1 protein-coding gene is annotated in these 18,774 nt (G+C 73.4%); it reads right to left on the bottom strand.

What is annotated here, in order from left to right; all coding sequences use genetic code 11:
- Positions 1 to 33: 33 nt before the first annotated feature.
- Positions 34 to 18,759 (bottom strand): lonely Cys domain-containing protein, encoded by an 18,726-nt coding sequence (locus AC27LF_RS07920; protein ID WP_479656315.1) that lies wholly within the window; start codon positions 18,757 to 18,759, stop codon positions 34 to 36.
- Positions 18,760 to 18,774 lie beyond the last annotated feature (15 nt).

The raw sequence follows: 18,774 nt of genomic DNA, 5'->3' as shown, positions 1-18,774 counted from the left end.
AGTCGTCCAGGTGGTGGGGAGGTGGCCAGGTGATCACGGTCGGTCCAGCAGTGGCTCGCCCGCCGGGGACGGGTCGAAGTGCCGTACGGAGCCGTCCGGTTCGGTGAGGGTGATGCGGATGCCGAGATCGGCCGCGGCCAGGGCGGCGGCGATCTCCGTGACGGCGGCGCCGGCGTCGGCCCGCCGCCGCAGCAGGCGGTACCGCTGGGCGAGGGAGAGGGTGACCTCCTGTGACGTCAGCCCTCCCGCGAGGGTGGCGTACCCGAGCTGATCATCTGTCAGTTCTACGCCGACGGCCTTCAGTTCGTCGACGGTCAGGGTGGGGTGGGCCCCGGCCCAGTCGGCGGCGGCGAGGCGCGGGACATGGTGCGCCGCGTCGGGTGCGGCGAGCCGGGACTCGACCCAGCGGTGCAGCGGGCCGGCGGGGTCCGGCCCCGAGAGCGCCGCGCCCAGGCCCGGTCGGCCGAGGCGCCCCGGCGCCTGGGTGCGCAGCGCGCCCGCCAGTGCTCCCGGCAACCAGTCGCCGCCCCGGACCGGTACGGCGGCGGTCACCGCGAGCGTGCGCGCCGGGTCGGGTGAGGGCGCCTCCGGGGAGGCCGGCGCGTCACCGGCCGGCGTGGCACCCGGCACGGGGGACGACGTGGCGCGGACGACCGGGGCGGGGTGCGGGTCCGTGCGGGAAGGCTTGTCCGGACCGGAATCGGACGTCGCACCGTCCCGGACGGACAGCTCGTCCGGATCCCCGTCGGACAGATCCGCGTCCGACAGATCCGTATCGGACCAATCCGCATCGGACAGGTCCGTGTCGAACACGTCGTCGTCCCGGTCGGACCAGTCGTCGGAACTCGTGTCGGTGTCCGGGCCGGCCACCGCTTCCGGTGGCGGGGGCGGGGCGGCGGCGTTGAGAGGGGTGAACCCGGCCGCCGGGGTGTCGGCGGTGATGACGATCGGCGGCCGGCCGGCCGGCGGTGAGAACCGGGTGAGTTGCCGCGCCTGCCATGCGTCGCCGGGCCTGGTGACGGCCCAGTCGGCGGCGGAGCTTCCGCCCACGGAGAACGGCCCGGTGTTCCCGGCCCGGCCCAGGCCCGCCATGCCCGTCGACGTCCAGACGGGCCGGGCCGTGACCCAGGAGACCTCGTGCCGCAGCGGAAGCGGGGCGCCGGGCTGGGGCGCCGCGGCACCGGCCGGCACGCCGGCCAGCACGATGTCGGTGGTCAGCAGGTCACGGCCGATGAGATCGGGATCGCGGGCGATGAGTTCGGCGACCTCCGCGTCCGGCACGGCGAGCCGGCCGCCGGGCAGGGTGAGCCAGGTCCGGCCGGAGCCGGCACCGCCCACCGAGACGACGTACGCGGGATCCTTGCCCTGGGCGAGCCACGGCGACGGGTCCTCGCCCGTGCGGCGCAGCCCGCCGCCGGGCCCCGGCGCCACGGTGCCGAGCACGGACGCGTCCAGGTGCGCGCCCGTCGGCAGCGGTTGCGCCCAGTTGCGGCCGGACGGCCGGCCTGCGGCGTCGCGCATCCCGGTCTGTGCGGCGAAGGCTCCCAGTTCCTCAAGGTGGAACGCGGCCAGCGCGACCAGGTTGTGCGGGTTGCGTCCGGCGGCGATCGCCCTGGTGGCCAGCCAGCCGAGCTCGGCGCGTTTCGCGGGGTCGGGCGCGTTCAGGTGCAGCACCGTGGCGGCGGTGGCGCCCACGTCGGTCACCCCGCTGAGCCATTCCAAGGAGCGCACCTGGGCCCAGAACAGGCGTGAGGTCTCCCGTTCGCCGACCGTGGCCGACGGGTCGAGGCGCAGCACCCTGGCGGCCGTCGCCGCGGGGTTCTTGAAGGAGCGTGTCTGCTGGGCGATCCCGGCGAGGTGCGGCACCCGGACGAAGTCGGTCAGCGCGGTGCCCTGGGGCGCGGCCGCCGCCCGCGTGAGCAGAGCGCGGTAGGCGGCGGCGTCCACCGGGCCCGGGCCGCCGCCGTGGTCGCGCCGGTCGGCGAGGGCCGCCCGCTGGAACAGGTCCATGGTGAAGGGCCCCGTCCCGGCGAGCTTGGGGTCCCGGAGCCTCATCGCCTCCAGCGCGCCGATGCCCCGGAGCAGATCGTCGTAGGAGGGGTCGCCGTCGATGCCCGGGCCGAGGGCCAGCCGGAGCGCTCGCACCAGCCGCAGGGTCCGGTCCAGGACCTCCCTCGGCACCGGCCCGGCGCCGGTGTGCAGACCCGCGGTGCGAGCGCGGTCGGCCAGTTCCGCGTCCAGTGGCTCGGGCCAGAACTCCAGGATCCGGCCGTACCGCCCTTGCGCATCGGTGTACACCCCCTTCCAGAAGCCCGGGTTCGGGCCGGGCGACTCCTGGTGACCGGTGGCGCGGTCCGTGGCCCGTACCCGTTTCCGCGTACCGTTCGCCACGATCTGGGCGACCGGGAGGTCCGCGAGCGGATCGGCGGTCGGCGGCAGGGACACGGCCACGTTCCCGGCCGTGTTCGCGCTCCCGCCGTCGGCGCTTCGACCGCTCCAGCACGCCTCCAGGTAGATCCAGTCCTGGTCGCGGAGCCGGCGCACGCTCGGCCGTCGCTTCAGCCAGCCCGTGAAGCCCTCGCCCGACGCGCGGTAGGTCCTGCCGTCCTCCTGCGGTACGGAGACGCTGTCCGGCAGGCCGTGCAGGATGAGGTGGTACACCCGCTCACCGGGGCGCGCGCCGGCGTTCAGCGGAAGGTCCGGGGTGCTGGCGAACGAGCCCGGGTGCACCTGCCGATAGGACGTGATCTTGTGGAGGTTGCGGTACAGGTGCTCCCGTGTCCCGGCCAGTTCGGCCGGTCTGAAGAGCGCCCGGCCGAGCTGCGGGTGCCCGTCCTCGTCGGCGACGAGGGTGAAGCTGACCATCCGCCGTTCCCACTCGGGGACGTGCGTGCGGTCCTCCGGCACCACCTCGCCGGGGCCGCTGCGGATCCACTCGCCGCGTGGCACGCCCGGTTTCTTCTCCAGGGTGAGCGTGGCGGGCGTTCCGTCGTCCTTCGTGTTCAGGGCGGGCGTACCGCTGGTGGACCACACCTCGCGGCCCAGCCGGTCGGCGAGCGCGCGCGGCAGCTCCAGCTCCCCCGCTCCGCCACGCGGGACGACCAGCACCACGGGAACGTCCTTGGGCAGCCCCGCAAGCACCGGGTCCATGGCGAGCAGTTCGAGGAACACGTCCTGCCCGACCGTGACCTCGGTGCCGTCGCGCAGCGCCACGGTGACCGCCTCGGAATTGCCGCCCGCCAGGACGACGAACGGCCGTGGCCGCCCCGGCGCCGGCCGCCACGGTGCCGGCCGGGGATCGGTCTGCTCGAACGTTCCGTCGTCGTGCTCGACGAGCACCGCCGTGGTGTCCAGGTTCAGGTCCAGGCGCTCGCCGGTGCCCGGAGGGTCGATCCAGTTGCGTCCGTACGGGGTGCCGTCGGAGCCGGTGAGCGCGGTCGCCGGGGACTGGCCGCCCCGCAGGGCGAGACCGAACGCGGTCAGCGCCGCCAGGCCGCGGGCCTGTGCCACGGCCGGGTCGAGGGCGATCCGGAACAGGTCCCCGTGGTGCGCGTCGGTGACCGGCGTTCCCGGGTCGAGGAGCAGCACCTCGCGGGCCACGGCGTCCACGTCGAGCGGCCCCTCGCGCACCGCGGGGTCCTGTGCGGACTGCCGCAGCCGGTCCAACCGCCCGACGGCGTCGTGCAGTTGCGGATACAGCCGGTTACGGGTGATACCGCCGCCGAAGATCCGGACGAGTGCCTGGTGGTACAGGGCGTCCGGGGAAGGCGTCGCGGGCGGGGCCGACTCCTCGGGTTCGGGCGTGTCCAGATCCATGTCCGCCGAGCCGAGGGAACCGGCCGGGGAGTCCTGATCGGCGGGCGCGGAGGTCAGGGTCCGGGGGCCGGCGGTGGTGCCGTTGGACGTGGTGACCGGTGCCTGGGCCGTGACCGGGGCCGGGGCCTGAGCCGTGGCGGGGGCAGGGACCGTGACCGGAGCCGGGCCCGGCAGCGGCCGGGGGCGGTGGAGGGTCCAGTTCCTGTCGTTGTAGGGCGGCGGCACGGTGAGTTCGAGGGACGTCGTGTTCTTGGTGGCGTCGTGACGCAGTTCCAGCGGGCGCGGTGTCGCGATGACGGGACGGTTGGCGGAGCGCCGGTCCGTGAATACGCCGACGAGTTTCCCGGTGTCCGGTCCGAGACCCACGGGGACGACGCGCACCTCGCTGGCAAACGGCATCTGCCTCATCACCCGGTCATGGCGGACCAGTTCGGCGATTTCCGCATAGGGAACGGACCGGGTCGTCCCGTCGGGCCATGCCATGGCGACCGTGTCCGGTTCGGCACCCGGGCTGAGGACCACGACGTACGGGTCGCCGCGATCAGTTCCCTCGGCCCACGGCGTCGGATGCTCCGACGACGCACGTCCCCCGGTCGGATCCACCACGGTGTACCGCTCGGTCTCCAACCGGCCGGTGACCGCACGCGGTGACCAGTTCCGCCCGACGGCATCACCACCCGTGGACGAGACAATGCTGCCGTCGTCCAACGCACCATGCTGCTGCAGGTCGAAAGCGGCGAGCGCGACCGGACTGTGGACGTCACGGCCGATCGCCGCCGCCCCGGCAGCCGTCCACAACAACGCGTCCCGATGCGCCGGATCACGGGGGTCCTGCCCCGCCGACAGGTGCAACACCCGCCGTGTGAGGGCATCCGCGTCGGGATGGTTGTCCACCGCCTCGACGGCCTTCACCACGGCCCACAACAACGCCCGGCCATCAGCCGGCGTGAGCTTCTTCCCCGCCGGTATGCCCAACGCCCGGCGGGCCCGCCCCTCCAGACCGCCCGCCGTCCGCAGCACCTCCCGGGCCCGGTCCACGGCCGGCAACGAGACGAACCCCGACAACCCCATCCGACCGTCGGCGTCCAGAGCGGCACGCGCCGCCCGGAGTGTGGCCCGTACATCAGCCGGACGCAGGGACGGGGGCACAGGGCTTCCGGCTTTGGGCGGCTGTCCGGTGTGCGCCCAGGTCGCCCGCTCCAGCAGATCAAGCGTGAACACGCCCCCGACCGGCTGCGTATTCTGCCGCCGCATGACCTCCAGCGCGCCCAGCCCGCCCAGCAGTTCCCGGTAGTCGTTCCGGTCGTCCTCCACCGACACCCCGAAGATCCGACGCATCGCGCGCACCAGCCGCAAGGCGGCATCCCGTCGCTCTTCCGCACCGATCGCCGGATCATCGATACCCGCCATCCGCGCGACAGCGTCCAGACCGGCCGCGTCCGGCTCCGGCCGCACCTCCGTCCAATCGGCCTCGGTCCCCAGGGAGGATGTGTACACCCCGTGTCTGGTTCCCCCGCCGTGGGGCTGCGTCACGTGGATCCGGGTCGGGGCGAAGACGGTGCGCTGGTGGTCGTTGGCGATGTCCTGGGCGACGGACGTGACCGCGAGGGGATCGCTGACGAAGGGGTTGGGGCCGTCGGCGTCGGGCAGTTCCTCGCTCGCGAGGCTGTCCCCCCAGCACGAGATGAGCACGATCGGAACGTCCGGGGCGAGTCTGCGCAGGCTGGGCCGACGGCGGACGTAACGGCCGGTCGAAGAGCCCGGCATGGTTCTGGGCCGGGTGCCGGCACCGACCACTCGGGTTCGCCCGGGGTTTCCGTGCACCCACAGGAAGTAGGGCTTGCGCCCCTTCCACGGCACCGGACGCGGGCCGCCGACTGGCTCGTTGGTGGTGGGGTCGATGGCGTACCACTCCGTCGCCGTCATCGCGGCGGAGATGTGCGGTTCACGCGCCCAGTGGTCACGGGCGTCCATCAGCATCCGGCCGGTCGAACGGCCGTCGAGGGGCAAGGTGACGCTCTTGATCTCGTCGGCGTGGACTGTGGTTCCGTCCGTCAGGGGCAGCTCCGCCGACACGTCCGACCGGTCGTCCTCGGCCCAGTCGTCCGGTTCGCTCGCGATCCAGGTGCCCAACGGGTGCAGGATCACACGTTCGTCGTCCACGTCGATACGGCGGCGGGAGGTCTGCGGATCCTCGCTCAGCCGCACGCGACCGCTGTGGGCCCAGACCGTCCGCCGGGTACGGAACGAGGCCAGACGGGGCAGGTCCAGGCCCATGTCAGCGGCCCTCGGCGAGACCAGCACCACCGGAACGTCGCGATCCTGGCCCGCCAGGACCGGATCCATGGTGAGGAGTTCGGCGAACACCTCCCGGGAGGTCCGCCACCGCCTGCCGTCGGGCAGCCTCAGACTGACTGTCTCGTGGTCGCCATGGGCGGCGACCACGTACGGGGCGGGCGCGCCGGCCTTCGCCCAAGGTCCGGGGCTGGTAACGCTGTTGCGCCCGGTCAACGGCACCACGTGATACGTGGCGGTGTCGACCTCCGTACCGGCCTCGTACGTCCAGTCGCGGCCCCGAGGCGTGCCGTTCTCGGTGAGCAGGGTGTCGTCCTCGAACAAGCCCTGCCTGTTCAGATGGAAGGCGGCCAGGGCCGCTGGACTGGAGTCCCGCCCGGCGGTCATCGCGGCCGCCACCAGGTCGTACAGGTCACGCAGCTTTTCCGGCCCGCTGCGAGCGGCCGTGCCGGCGGGGGAGCTCAGCGCAAGGTCCGCGACGTCGTCGAGACTCAGTGACGACACCGTGGACTCGAAGAAATCGAGTCGCGGGTAGAGCTGCTGCAGTCTGTCGAGCACAGGTGTCAGCGGCGACCGCTCGACGTCGATGACCACCCGGCGCCGCTCGACCGGCCCGCCCACCGCATCGGTCATACCGCTCACCGGGGTCGTACGCCCCCCGCTGCGCACGGCGATCGGGAAGTCGTCGACCCCGACCGCCCTGCCCAGGCGGTCCCACACCGCCTCCGATGCCGGTTCCGACGCGGCCAGTTCACGGCGGATCGCGGTACGCAGCGCGTCGGCCACGGCCTGCGCCCGGCGCTGTCCGGTGCGCTCCGCCTGTCGCACGGCGCTGGAACCGATGGTGAACCGGGGGCCGTTGCCGTAGCCGGTGATGGTGATCTCGGGGACGCTCAGCCCGGCGCTCAGTTCGCGCAGCCCCTGGGACACGATCTCCTTGGCCAGTTCACCGATCTGCTCAAGCCCATCAGCGTCGAGGCTCTTGTCGCGCTCGGCGAAGTCGATGTGCGGCCGGGGCCGTGCCCGGACCGGCACGGCGGCGGCCACCGAGAGCGCGGCGGCGGGGTGCGGGGGGCGCTTCTCACCGGATGTCCGCACATCCGCGGCCGGTGTGGAACTCGCCAGAACCCGAGAGCCGACGTCAGGCGCGAGCGCGGGCGAGGCGGCCGACGTGAGCACGGACGCGGATGCGGGAGCGGACGACGCGGGCCCGGCCCCGGGGGCGGGAGCGGGCGACGCGGGCCCGGCCCCGGGGGCGGGAGCGGGCGACGCGGAGACGGACGCCGAGGCTGGATCGGGCGACGCGGGCACGTGCTCCGGAGCTGGAGAAGGCGACTCGGACACAGGTGCCGGGGCCGGAGCGGGCGGCTCGGACACGGGCTCCGGGACGGGAGCGGGCGACGTGGGCACGGGCGACGCGGGCGCCGGGGGCGGCGTCGGGGCCGTCCGTGGGGCGGCGGGGGTGTCGAGCCGTTTCGGGGGGCGCAGGCCCAGGTCGCCGCGGAGCCGGTCGGCGAGCGCCCTCGCCTCGCTCCGCGACCCGCCCGTCACCAGCAGGTCCGCCACCTGCCGTACGGCATCCCGGACCTGGTCCCCGGCGAACCGGGGGTCGGCGAGCGCGGACTCCCGTTCCACCCGGGTGATCAGGCCGAGGGCCCGGTACCAGTTCCGCCGGATGTCCCCCCGGTCGGCTCCCGGGTCGGCGTCGAGCGCGGCGTCCGCGAACCGGGCGTACGTCTCGTTCCACAGCCGCAGCATCGCGCGCGCGGCGACGGCGCGGATCGGCTGCGGCCAGTGACCGGTGCCGGTCATCAGCTCGCGGACCTGGTCCACGGGGTCGTCGGCGTCGTAGATGCCTTCGGGGTCGTGGATGCCGAGCCCGGAGCGATCGGCCGGAAGGTCGCCGTCCGTCACCTGCCGGGCGATCCACCGGCGGTGCGCCTCGTCGAGGTCGACGACCGGAACATCGAGCGCGGCCGGGTCCAGGCCCAGCCCCCTGTCCACCGACGGCCCGGTCGACGGCACCGTCGTCTTCGTCATCGCCGTCATCACCGGCGTCTCGTGCGCCGTCGTCCCCGGTGCCGTCAGCGTCGTCGTCACTGTCGTACCGGGCGTCTTCCGTGTCGTCAGCGTCGGCGTCACCGTCGTCTCGTGCGCCGTCGTCCCCGGCGTCGGCGTGGGGGGTGCGGGGGGTGGTGAAGTGGTCGTGTGGTCGGTGGCGGCCGTCGCGGGGCCGATGGGGCGCGGCAGGGCCGACAGGTAGGAGTCGCCCCTGCGGTACACGGTCGCCTCGCCGAGCGGCCCGGTCGCGTGCGGCCCCGCGCCGGAGTACCGCCGCGCCGAGCCGTCCTCCTGGACCACCGTCAGGTTCACGCCGAGCGTGCGCGCTGTCAGGGACGCGGCGAGGTCGGCCGTGGCGTCGTCCCAGCGGCGGGCCCGCTGCACATGGAGCCGGACCAGGCTCCGCCGTTGGAAGGGGGTGAGCCCGTCGCGTACGGCGTCGGTCAGGCGTCCCCCGCCCGCCTGGATGGCGGCGCGCAGGGCCGCGTCGCGTGAGAAGCCCCGGCCGATCCTGGTGTCCAACTCTCGCGTGTGGAACACCGCGTCCGGGTCGAGGGCCGGATCGTCGGGCATGTACCGGCTCCGGGCCACCCGGGCGGCCAGCTCGGCAAGCGGCGTGGGCCGGCCGCCGAGGGCGTGGGCGACGGCGGCGAAGAAGCCGTTGCCGTCCACCTCCGGCCGGTGCAGGTCGTAGACGCGGAGGCGGCCGTCGGGTTCGGTGGCGGTCAGGACGCGGTGGTCGGAGGCGGCGTCGAAGCGTACGCCGGGCCCCGCCGGGTCCGGCTGCCAGGGCGGCCGTGCGTGGGCCGGGCGGCCCGGCCGGGCGGCACCGCGGTCCTCGGTCTCGCCCTTCGTGCCGTCGTCCTTCTTGGGCTCGCTCTTCTTGGGCTCGTCCTTCTTCGACTCGTCCTTCTTGGGTTCCGGGGGCTTGCTCTCGCCGGCGGCCGGCGGCGGGGTGAAGGTGACCGCGTCCGGTTCGGGAGTGGTGCCGAGGTGCCGCCGGCCCTCCTCGGTGCTGTGGAGCTGGTGGTAGCGGGTCAGCCGGTCGGCGTCCTCGCGTACCTGGGCGTACGTGTCGGCCAGTGCCTCCGCGGCGGTGCGGGCCCGCTGCAACAGGTCGGAGAACGTGTCCAGTTGATTCCGCGCCTCGTCCCGGGTGCGCCGGGCGGCGGCCACCTCGTCCGCCGCCGCCCGCCGCAGGTCCGCCAGCCGTTGCCCGGCCCGTGCCAGCTGCTCTTCCTGTAGTGCGGCCCAGCCGTCGTGCGCGGGTTCCGCGGACTCGGTCTCGTCCTGGACGCGCCGCAGTGCCTCGCGGGCCGCGACGATCTGCGGCAGTGTCTCGGGGTCGCGGGCGGTGAGCCCGGCCAGGTCACGCTCCGCCTGTTCCAGCGCCGCCTCCAGCCGCGCCCCCTCGCCGCGGCGCAGGTCCCAGTACTTCTTGTCGGCGGCCGTCCACGCCTTGTCCGCCTTGGTGACCGCGTCCCACGCCTTGGCCACCTTCGGCGGGAAGCGGGTGTCGTCGATGAGGCCGAGGTCGCGGGCGATGTCCTCGCGCACCCAGGCCAGCACGGCGGTGTCGGTCTGCATCGCCTGCGGCACGCGGGAGGTGTCGCCGAACGGGCTCCGCAGCAGCCGTACCGCCCCGCTGTCCTTGACGTGGTGGCGGACGGCGGCCACGCTCAGCCAGGTGGTGGGGATGGCGAACAGGAACGAACGCGTCGTGTTCGGCTTGACGTTCACCGAGGCCAGCCGGTCACCACTGGTGGTGAAGGCGTCGGAGTCGGTGGAGGAGTCACCGGGTCCGGACGCGCCCATCTGGTTGGATCCGGTGTTCTGTGTGGAGGTGACGGGGCCGCCGCCCAGCGAGGACTCGGTGGTGCCGACGCGGGTGGCGGACATACCGCCGGCCTGCGTGTCCCGTTTGGGCGCCTCGTGCTTCATCCCGTCGGTGACGGCGAGCAGTTGGGCCCCGCCGAAGTCGGGTTTGGAGTACAGCGTCAGGTCGCCGTCCGCGCCGCCGAAGAAGCCCCGGTCGGTCAGGCCCGGCACCTGGTAGCCCTGCGGGGTCAGGGTGCGGTCGTAGAAGGCGGTCAGCGCCCCGTTGCCGGTGCCGTCCTCCAGGTTCTGCGCGGAGCCGGTGCCGGCCCGGGTCAGCGGGGTGTCCAACGCCTTGGCGAGCAGCTGCTCACCCGGCCGGCCGGTGCGCGGCACGTGCAGGGACGGGTCGTACGCGGCCGCCAGCGCCAGGGTGTTGGCGTCGTGCAGCTGGTCCAGGCCGATGATGCGGCGGACCTTGAACCCGTCCTCGGGCAGGGTGAACGGTTTCGTGCCGCCGTCGCCCGGATGCGGTACGTCGTGCCAGCCGCCCGCGCCCATGGCGCGCGGCAGGTCCACCTTGCGGGGAGCGCCGGGCGGGGCGAGGGTCGGCGGGGCGAGCGGGTCGGGCCGCGGCGCACCGCCTTCGGCCGGGGCGAGCGGGTCGGGGCGCATCAGGCTGAGGGGGTAGTGCTCGACGAGGTCTCCGACGTCGCCCTCGGAGACGACGGACAGCCGGCGCCGGCCCGTGACCTTGCGCGCCCATCGCCCGGCCCGCTCCGTGAAGCCCCCGGTGGTGGCCGCGGGACCGGCGTCGGGGGTGCCGTGCGCGTCCCCGGTGTCCGTGACCTCCAGGCTCAGCCGGAGCCGGTAGCGGGTGACGTACTCGCCGTGTGCCTGGGTGGTCGTCGCCGTGGCGATGCGGACACTGCCCTCGGAACGGCTCTGGCCCACGTTCTGCTGGGTGGAGCCGACCTCGGAGTACGTGGGACCCGCCGCCCGCACCGTGTCGTTGCCGGTGTGCACACCCTCGGTGACGACGGTGCCGACGCTGGCGCCCGAGGCCCGGTCACGGCCCTCCTGCACGGTCTCCACCGCCTGCCGGTGCTCCTCCAGCTCCACGCTGTGGCCGAGGCCCCCGAATCCCGGCCCGGCACCGTCGGCGTCGGCCCGGGTGCGCGGCACCCGGACCGGGATCAGTTCCGCGCGGGCCCTGGCCTGCCGCCCGCCGACCCAGAACTGCACGCTCTTTGAGCCCCAGCGGCCGATACCGGCGGTGACCGAGGCACCGGCACCGACCATCTCCTTGCCGAGCGCCCGCACCACCCGGTCCGACATCAGCCGCAGGACGGCGTCCCGGTCCGCCTTGGACCAGCCGAGCGGGCGCAGCTGCCGGTCGAAGTCGAGCAGCACGGACGCCGCGTTGAGTGAGTTCACCGGGAAGCCCCCGAAGGGGTTGTCCAGCAGCCACGGCTGCGGTGACCAGGAGCGGCCGGTGTAGAGCGGCACGCCGCCGTGGCGGTCGCCGCTCCAGCGGTCGGTGAGCAGGCCGAGCCGGTAGGCGGACTTCTCCGGGATGTGTCCGGTCCAGCCGTCGTCGACCCGCAGCCGCCGCCCGGCGGCCCCGGCCAGCCGGCGCGGTACCCAGCGCCGGCCGAGCGCCTTCTGGCCGACCGTGGAGGAGGCGGCCGCGATCTCGTGCTGGACGTCACCGCTCACCAGGACCTGGCGGTTGAAGTCCTTGCGGTTGATCTCGGCGACGGCGGACCGCGACACGGTGAGCACCCGGGAGCGGTCGAGCCGGTACGGGCTGACGGCGACACCGTAGGTGCCGGTCACTCCGGGCCCGGTGTGGTGGGAGTGCAGATAGCCGAGCTGGCCGCCGAAGAACAGGGTGCTGACGCGGGCGTTGCGGCCGGCGACCGGGGTGATGCCGCCGATCGTGGTCTCGGTGTCCACCGGGACGGGACCGGTCAGCGCGGTGAGCGTGTCGGGCACGATGGTCGTGCGGTGCGCGAGGACCGAGGAGCGGTTCAGGTACGGCGCCTTGTCCCACAGCCCGGACACCCGCCAGGCGAGCGGGCCGGAGGTCTGGTCGAAGTTGGCGGTGAGGTACTGGCTCTGGAAGGCCCGCAGCGCGGCGTCGTGCGAGGGGGCGCCCTCCTGCGACAGCAGCCACGAAGCGTCGGACGCCTCCTCCAGCGTCTCCTGGGCGGCCTGGGCGAGCCCGGGGTGGGAGGTGACGGCCAGGGTGAGGAAGGGGTGCCTCTGGTGCTTCTGGGGGCGGCGGCGCGCGGCCTGGTCGAACAGGGCGGGGGTGGCCAGGGCCAGGTCCCGGGCGAGGCGGGGCGGCATGCGCAGCGGCGTGCCGTGCAGGGGGTGCGGGTCACGGGGTGTGGTACGGGCCGTGGGGACGTGGTCCACCGGGATGCTCAGCAGCACCCGTCCGACCACCGGCGGGTGACCGTGCGGGGCCGGCCCGATCAGATTGCTCTCCCGCTCGGTGAACACGAACGGCTGGGTGCCCAGCAGGTTCAGGAAGAGGATGCCGCGCAGCAGGCTGCGGAACCGCCAGAAGCCGCCCCGCCGTGCGGTGACGGTGAGCTGGTAGCTGTAGAGGTGGGAGCCCTTGGTGCCGATGGACATGGCCTCGTGCGTGACGCTCGGGCCGTGGGAGCTGTCGGAGTCGTGCCGGGTGCCGTACCGTCCGCCGAGCGAGGCCGTGCCCGCGTGCAGCGGGACGCCGATGTTGTCCGTGCCGGAGTCGCGCACCGACAGCAGGCCCTCAGCGCCGACGTGCAGCCCGCGCCCGCCGCTCTGCTGTCCGCCCAGGTTCTCGCTGCCGGGCGCGCTGAACCGCAGCTTCAGGTCCTTCTGCGTCCCCTCGAACCGACGCCCGGTCAGTTCGGCGTCGATCCACACGTACCGCAGACCCCGGGTGATCCGGCCGGAGTCGACCAGCGCGATGCGCAGCCCGCTGGTCATCATGGTTTCCAGGTTGCCCGCCATGCTGTGGTGGGTGAGGGTGTTCAGGACCTCCAGGGTGTTGGAGAGCACGATCTGGAAGTGGTCGGCGTCGCGCCAGCGCGGGTTGTCCGGGTTGAGTTCGGCCGGCGGCGCGACCAGGTCCGGGTAGGCCCGGGCGACCTGGTCGAGCACCTGCTCGGCGAGGTGTTCGGGGAAGGTGCGCTCCCGGCCGCCGGTGGTGCGGGTGAAGGCACCGTCGGCGAAGGTGAACTCCTCCGGGCGTGCCATGCCCAGGGTCGTCGGGTCGTTCTCGGCGAGGTACGGCGGCACGGCGGGCTCCGCACCGTGCGGCGGGCCCCCGTCGAGGCCGGCCAGCCGCCGGGCCTCCGTACGGGTCAGCCGTTCCACGGCCCAGGTCTGGAAGGTCTGGCTGCGCGGCGGCAGGCTCCATGTCCCCGGCGGGTTCTTGCGCAGTTTGCCGCGCCGCTCTCCGCCGTCGCCCCGCTGGTCGGGCAGCGGGGCCTTGGTGTCGGGCGGCGCGGTGACGGTGATCGTCTTCTGGACGATGTAGAGACCGGTCGGGTCGCCCTTGGCCTGTCCCGCCGCCTTGACGGCGCCGGTGCCGCCGGTCGTGGAGGCACGGCCGCGGGAACTGCCGTAACGGGCGTTGATCCCGAACAGCAGACGCAGGTCGAAGGCGCCCCGTTCCAGGCCGAAGAACTGGAAGGAAGGCCCGACGGAGCCGCCGATCTCGGTGTTCTTCGACCGGCCCACCACCCGTTCGTTGCGGATCGTGGACTGGGTGATGTCCCGCAGTTCGGCGGCCTTGGTCTCGCTGATGCGGACCGCGTCGCCGGAGCGGACCTCCACCGAGAAGACGCCGAGCGGTGACTGGCCCGCCGAGTCACGGAACAGCGGCGGTGTGGTGGTCCGGCCCGCGTTCAGCACCCGGCTCATCCGGTGGAAGCCGTCGGTGGAGAAGAAGTCGCTCAGCTGCGCACCCGCGACGCTGTCCGACTTCACCCCGGCCTGTTGCAGCGTCCAGTCGCGGATGTGTGCCACGGGACCGTACGCCTCGGTGTTGACCAGGCGGTAGGAGGGTCTGCCGCCGAGGTTCATCCGGTCGGGCAGCGACTCCGGGAGCGGCTTGTCATGGGTGAGGCTGTCGGCGATCCGGGTTCCCACCCCGTCCCGGACGGCGAAACCGAAGCCGACGGCCCGGGTGCTGCCGTCCCGGACGGCCCTGCCTGCCTCGTCGACGGGACGGCCCAGGCGGTCGGTGACCTTGACGTCGTACCAGACGTCCCCCAGGTGGGGGTGGGATCCGTCGGTGGTACGGGTCTCGATCTGGTTGAGCGTCTGGTTCTGCATCGCGTACTGCGCCCGCTTGCCCCAGGACTTGCGGAAGTGGATCCGCCCCCACACGTGGAACTGCTCCTTGGCGGGCCCGAGCGGCACCAGCGGCACCAGTGAGGTGGACGTGCTGTTGACGGCGGTCCTGCCGGTCGTGGTGGTGGTCCGCTGCATGGTGTCGACCTTGACCGGATTGGCGTAGCCGAACGTGAACCGGCTCCAGTTCCCGTACGGGCGGGCGGTCACCGTGACGACGCGGGTACGGCCGCCTGTGGTGCGGTACGTGAACCGCTGCCCGTCGCCGAAGAAGCCGCGCGGATTCCGGGCCAGCCGCAGCTGTACGTCCTCCCGCAGGGGCCGCCCGGCGGCGCCCCACCGCTTCTTGGGCGGGGCTGCGGCCACCCGGCCCGGGAGCCGGCCGACGACCTCCGCCGCGACCTGGTCGGTGCCGCGCAGCACGGGGTCGCTCTGGCCGAACGTGTAGGAACGGCGCACGATGTCGGCGGAGAGCCCGGTGTGCAGGGCGGCGATGCCGCCCATGTAGGCGGGCAGCCGGGACCCGTCGGTGAACCGCACCGGTCCGCCGCCGTCCACGGGGGCGGGCGGCAGTTCGCGGTCGATGCGCGGCGGTCGCCGCCGGTCGATGTCCTGGCCGACCCAGGTGGGCGGCCGGTCACCGCGGGGCGGCGAGGCCGCCGGGGACGGCGCGGGCGGCGCGGGCGGCGCGGGCGGCGCGGGCGGCACGGGCGGCGCGGGCGGCGGGACCTTCAGGGGCGCGTCCTCGGGGACGGTGCTCAGCGGGGTGGCGAACAAGTGCGTACGCCGGGGCGCGGCGGACCGGAAACGGCCGGCTGGGGGCGCGCTGTCGCTGGTCGTCGGCCCGGCGGACGCGTCGGACGCCGCCCGCACGACGGGCTCGACGCCCCGCGCCCCGCGAGCAGAGAACCGCGCCTTCGGACCGACGGACTTGGGGGTCCGCGGGGCGGTGGTGGGCGGGGTGCCGGAGAGCGGGGCGGTGGTCGGCGGGGTGCCGGTGGTCGGCGGGTCCGTGACGGGCGGGGTGTCGTCGGCGGATGGGTCCGCGACCGGCGGAAGGCCGGTGGGCGGGTGCTTGACCGGCGGGATGTCGGAGGACGTGACGACCGGAACCCGCAGGGCGTCGGAAGACGTGTCCGCGACCGGCGGCGATTCTGACGACGTGACGACCGGGACCGGCGGGGCGTCCGAAGACGTGTCCGCCGCCGGGGGCGGTGCGGAGGACATGGTGACCAGGGGCGGAACCGGGTGCTTGAGGGGAGAGGGGTGGGTGGGCGTCCGCTCGCCGCCGCGGTTACGGGCCGGCTGGCCCAACCCGGTCCGGAGGCGGTCGGCGAGATCGGTGGCCGCCCGCGGGTCCCCGCCCGTCACCAGCAGGTCGGCGACCTGTCGTACGGCGTCCCGGTACGGTGCCCCGGCATACCGGAAGTCGGCGACCACGGGGTGCGCCTCCACCGGCAGCACCAGCACCGTCGCCGTGTTCCACGCGCGGGACGGGTCCACGGCCGGGCTCCCGTTCGCCTCCCCCGCCATGGAGTTCACGAAGTCCGTGTACGCCTCCCCCCACAGCCGCCGTGTCACGTTCGCCGCGATGACGTCGAGCGACTGCGTCCACGGCCCCGGACCGAGCATCAACAGCCGAGCCTGCTCGACGGTGGACAACTCGATGCCCTGCAAGGGGAATTGCTCGACACCGAGCTGTTCCTGCACCAGCATCCCGGCTGGAATCGTGATCCCGGCCGCCCGCAGCGCGTCGAGACCGACCATGCCGTCGACCGCGAAATCCGGCGTGCCGGTGGGCAGATCCTCGGCGGAGACCTGTTGGGCGAACCACGCACGCTCGACGCCGTCGTGGGACACGACCGGACCGCCGTCGGGCCGGGAGTCCGGCACCGGGCCGTACGGATCCACACCCAGGTCCCGCAGGTGGCCCTCGATCCGGACCACGTCCTCCCAGGCGCGCCCGGCGTCGGTCATGGCCTTGTGAAGGCCGGTGGCGCCGGTGCCCGCATCCGTCCCCGTACCGTTCCGGAGTTCGGTCATGGAGTGCACGGCGTCCGTGAACGCCCGTACCGCCTGGGCGTGTTGGTCACGGATGAAGGCGATGTCCGCGTCGGACGGAGTGTCGACGTGTTCGCCGCCCATGAAGTCGTCGTGCCCGTCGACCTCCGGCAGATGGGTCCTGCCCCTCGTGTTGCCGTCCGGGGTGGTGCCGGACGGGTTCGGCGCGCGCTGCCCGGGCACGTCCGTCGCATGGCCGGCGCCGGAGGACGTGGTCACCGGGGACGGGGACCGAACGGACGGGGAAACCGGGGGCGACGCACTGGGCGGCCCGGTGCTCGCCTCCGATTCCGGTGTCTCGACCTGGTCCCGGCTCCGGGTCTGGTCCGGAGTCCGCAGCTGGGTCTGGGTGTGGGTCTCGGAGTCGCTGTCAGGGCTCCTCTCCCCGACCTCACTGTCACCACTGTCACGGTCGACGTCGCCGTGCTGCATGCGGTGACCGTTGCCGGTGCCTGAGTCTCCGGGCAGGCCCTGGGAGGACCCCGTGGAGGACACCGGAATGCGCGGGGCGTCGCTGCCTGCGGTCGGCGGGCGGTTGCCGGGGGCCCGCGTCGTGGTGTCGGCCGAGTTCCCGTCGGCCGTGGACTGCCGGCCGTGCTGGTCCAGCCCATGCGGCTGATCCTGCGCGCGTGTCTGGTTCTGCCCGTTCGGCTGATCCTGCCCGTGCGGCTGGTACTCCCCCGGCCCCCGTCCCTCCCCCGGCCCTTGGCTCTGACCGGAACGGCCGGGGACGTCCGGGACCGTGGCGGACGAGGTGACCGGTCTTCCGCCGGTGGCATCGCCACGGGGCGTCTGTGCGTGGACGTCCGTGTCGACAGCGCCACTGCCCCTGGTGTGCGAGCCGCCCGAACTCCCGTGGAAGCTCCCGAGGTTCGCATCGGAGCCGCCCGTCTCCGTGGCGAAGTTCCCCGCGTTGCTCTCGAAGCGCCCTGCTCCCCCGGTGAAGCCCCCCGCATTGCTCCCGAAGTTCCCCACGCCCCCAGTGAAGTTCGCGGTGCCGCTCTCGAAGTGCCCCTCGCTCCCCCCGTCGAAGCCCTCGGCGTCGAGGCCGGTGCCGAAGTTCGTCGGGCTGCTCGTCAGGTCGAGCGACGGCGGGCGGCCGTTCGTCGCTCCGTTGCCGTCGGCCCCCCGGTCGCCCCCGTCGCCGCCCTCCCCGCGACTGCCGGACGTATCACCACGGCCGTACCTGCCATCCGTACCACCGGAGCGCTTGTCGCCCCAGTCCCGAGAGTTCGTGTCCCTGAAGCCGTTCGGCGAGGGGGCCTTGAACGTGAGGTCATGCAGCGAGCCGAAGACTTTCCCGATGCCCGCCTCCAGGCCCGCCTCGACCCGTTCGCTGAGCCCGGCCCCCACGAAGGTCATCCAACTCGCGCCGAAGTTCCCGTAGAACGCCCCCATGGTGATGGCCTCGGCCAGCCACTCCGCCCCGCCGTCGGCGACGAACTGCAAGGGCTGGTCCTTGAGATCGAAGTCGTGCTCGTCATCGTGGTGCCCCTTGCCGTCGCCGTGCCCGCCACCGCCCTTGGGGCCATCCACGCCGTCCGGGCCGCCGCCGCGGTTCCCGCCGGGGAAGTCGTGGTGGTTGCCGTTCGGTACGTCATTGCCGCCACCCCGGTTTCTACCGGGGCCGTTGATGTCGTCGGGGCCGAAGTTCCTGCCCCACTTGTTCGGCGGGTCCTTCAGGGTGTTGTCGAACACCTTGTCGATGAAGCCGGTGATGTCCTTCGCGACGTTGCTGAAGATCGACGCGAACGCGTCGGCCAACCCGCCGACGAACGCGCTGATCCCGACGTCCTTCCAGTCGATGCCGTCGGGCCGCTGGCCGTCCGGGCCCCACTTCATCAGGGCCAGCCGGACCACCAGGGTCTGGAACGCCTCCTCGATCGCCCCCGTGATGCTCGGCAGGAAATGCAGACGTGTGCTCAGCTCAAGCAGGATCACCAGCATCCGCGCCTTGGCGACCAGCTTGCGCACGGCGATCGCGCTGAGCGAGGTGCCGCCGGTGAAGTACGACAGCGCCGTGAGCACGGCGATCTCCACGGCCAGCCTGATGAGTTCGGCGATGAGCTGCCACTTGGCCTCGCGGACGTCCATGGCCGTCTTCCGCAGCCCGCCCGCCACCTCGGTCATGCCGTCGGTGAGCTTGTCGAGGTACGGCAGGACCTCGTTCATGGAGTCGATGAAGCTCGCCCCGACGTCACCGGGCAGCGCGTCGCCGACGTACTTGACGGCGTCGCGTATCTTCCCCTTCAGGATGTCGACGTTGCCCTTGGTGGCCAGGTAGTCGAGGTTGCGTATGTTGGCCTCGTCCTCGTCCGTCCTGGGAAACCGCTCTCCCGTGAGGATGAAGATCATGGTTTCTTGCCATGC

The organism is Streptomyces diversicolor (assembly GCF_057537855.1).
The sequence above is the reverse complement of the archived record's forward strand: the minus strand, read 5'-3'. Positions and strand labels throughout refer to the sequence as shown.

Coding starts and splice junctions, on each gene's coding strand:
- AC27LF_RS07920 (WP_479656315.1), bottom strand. CDS start 18,759: ATGATCTTCATCCTCACGGGAGAGCGGTTTCCCAGGACGGACGAGGAC.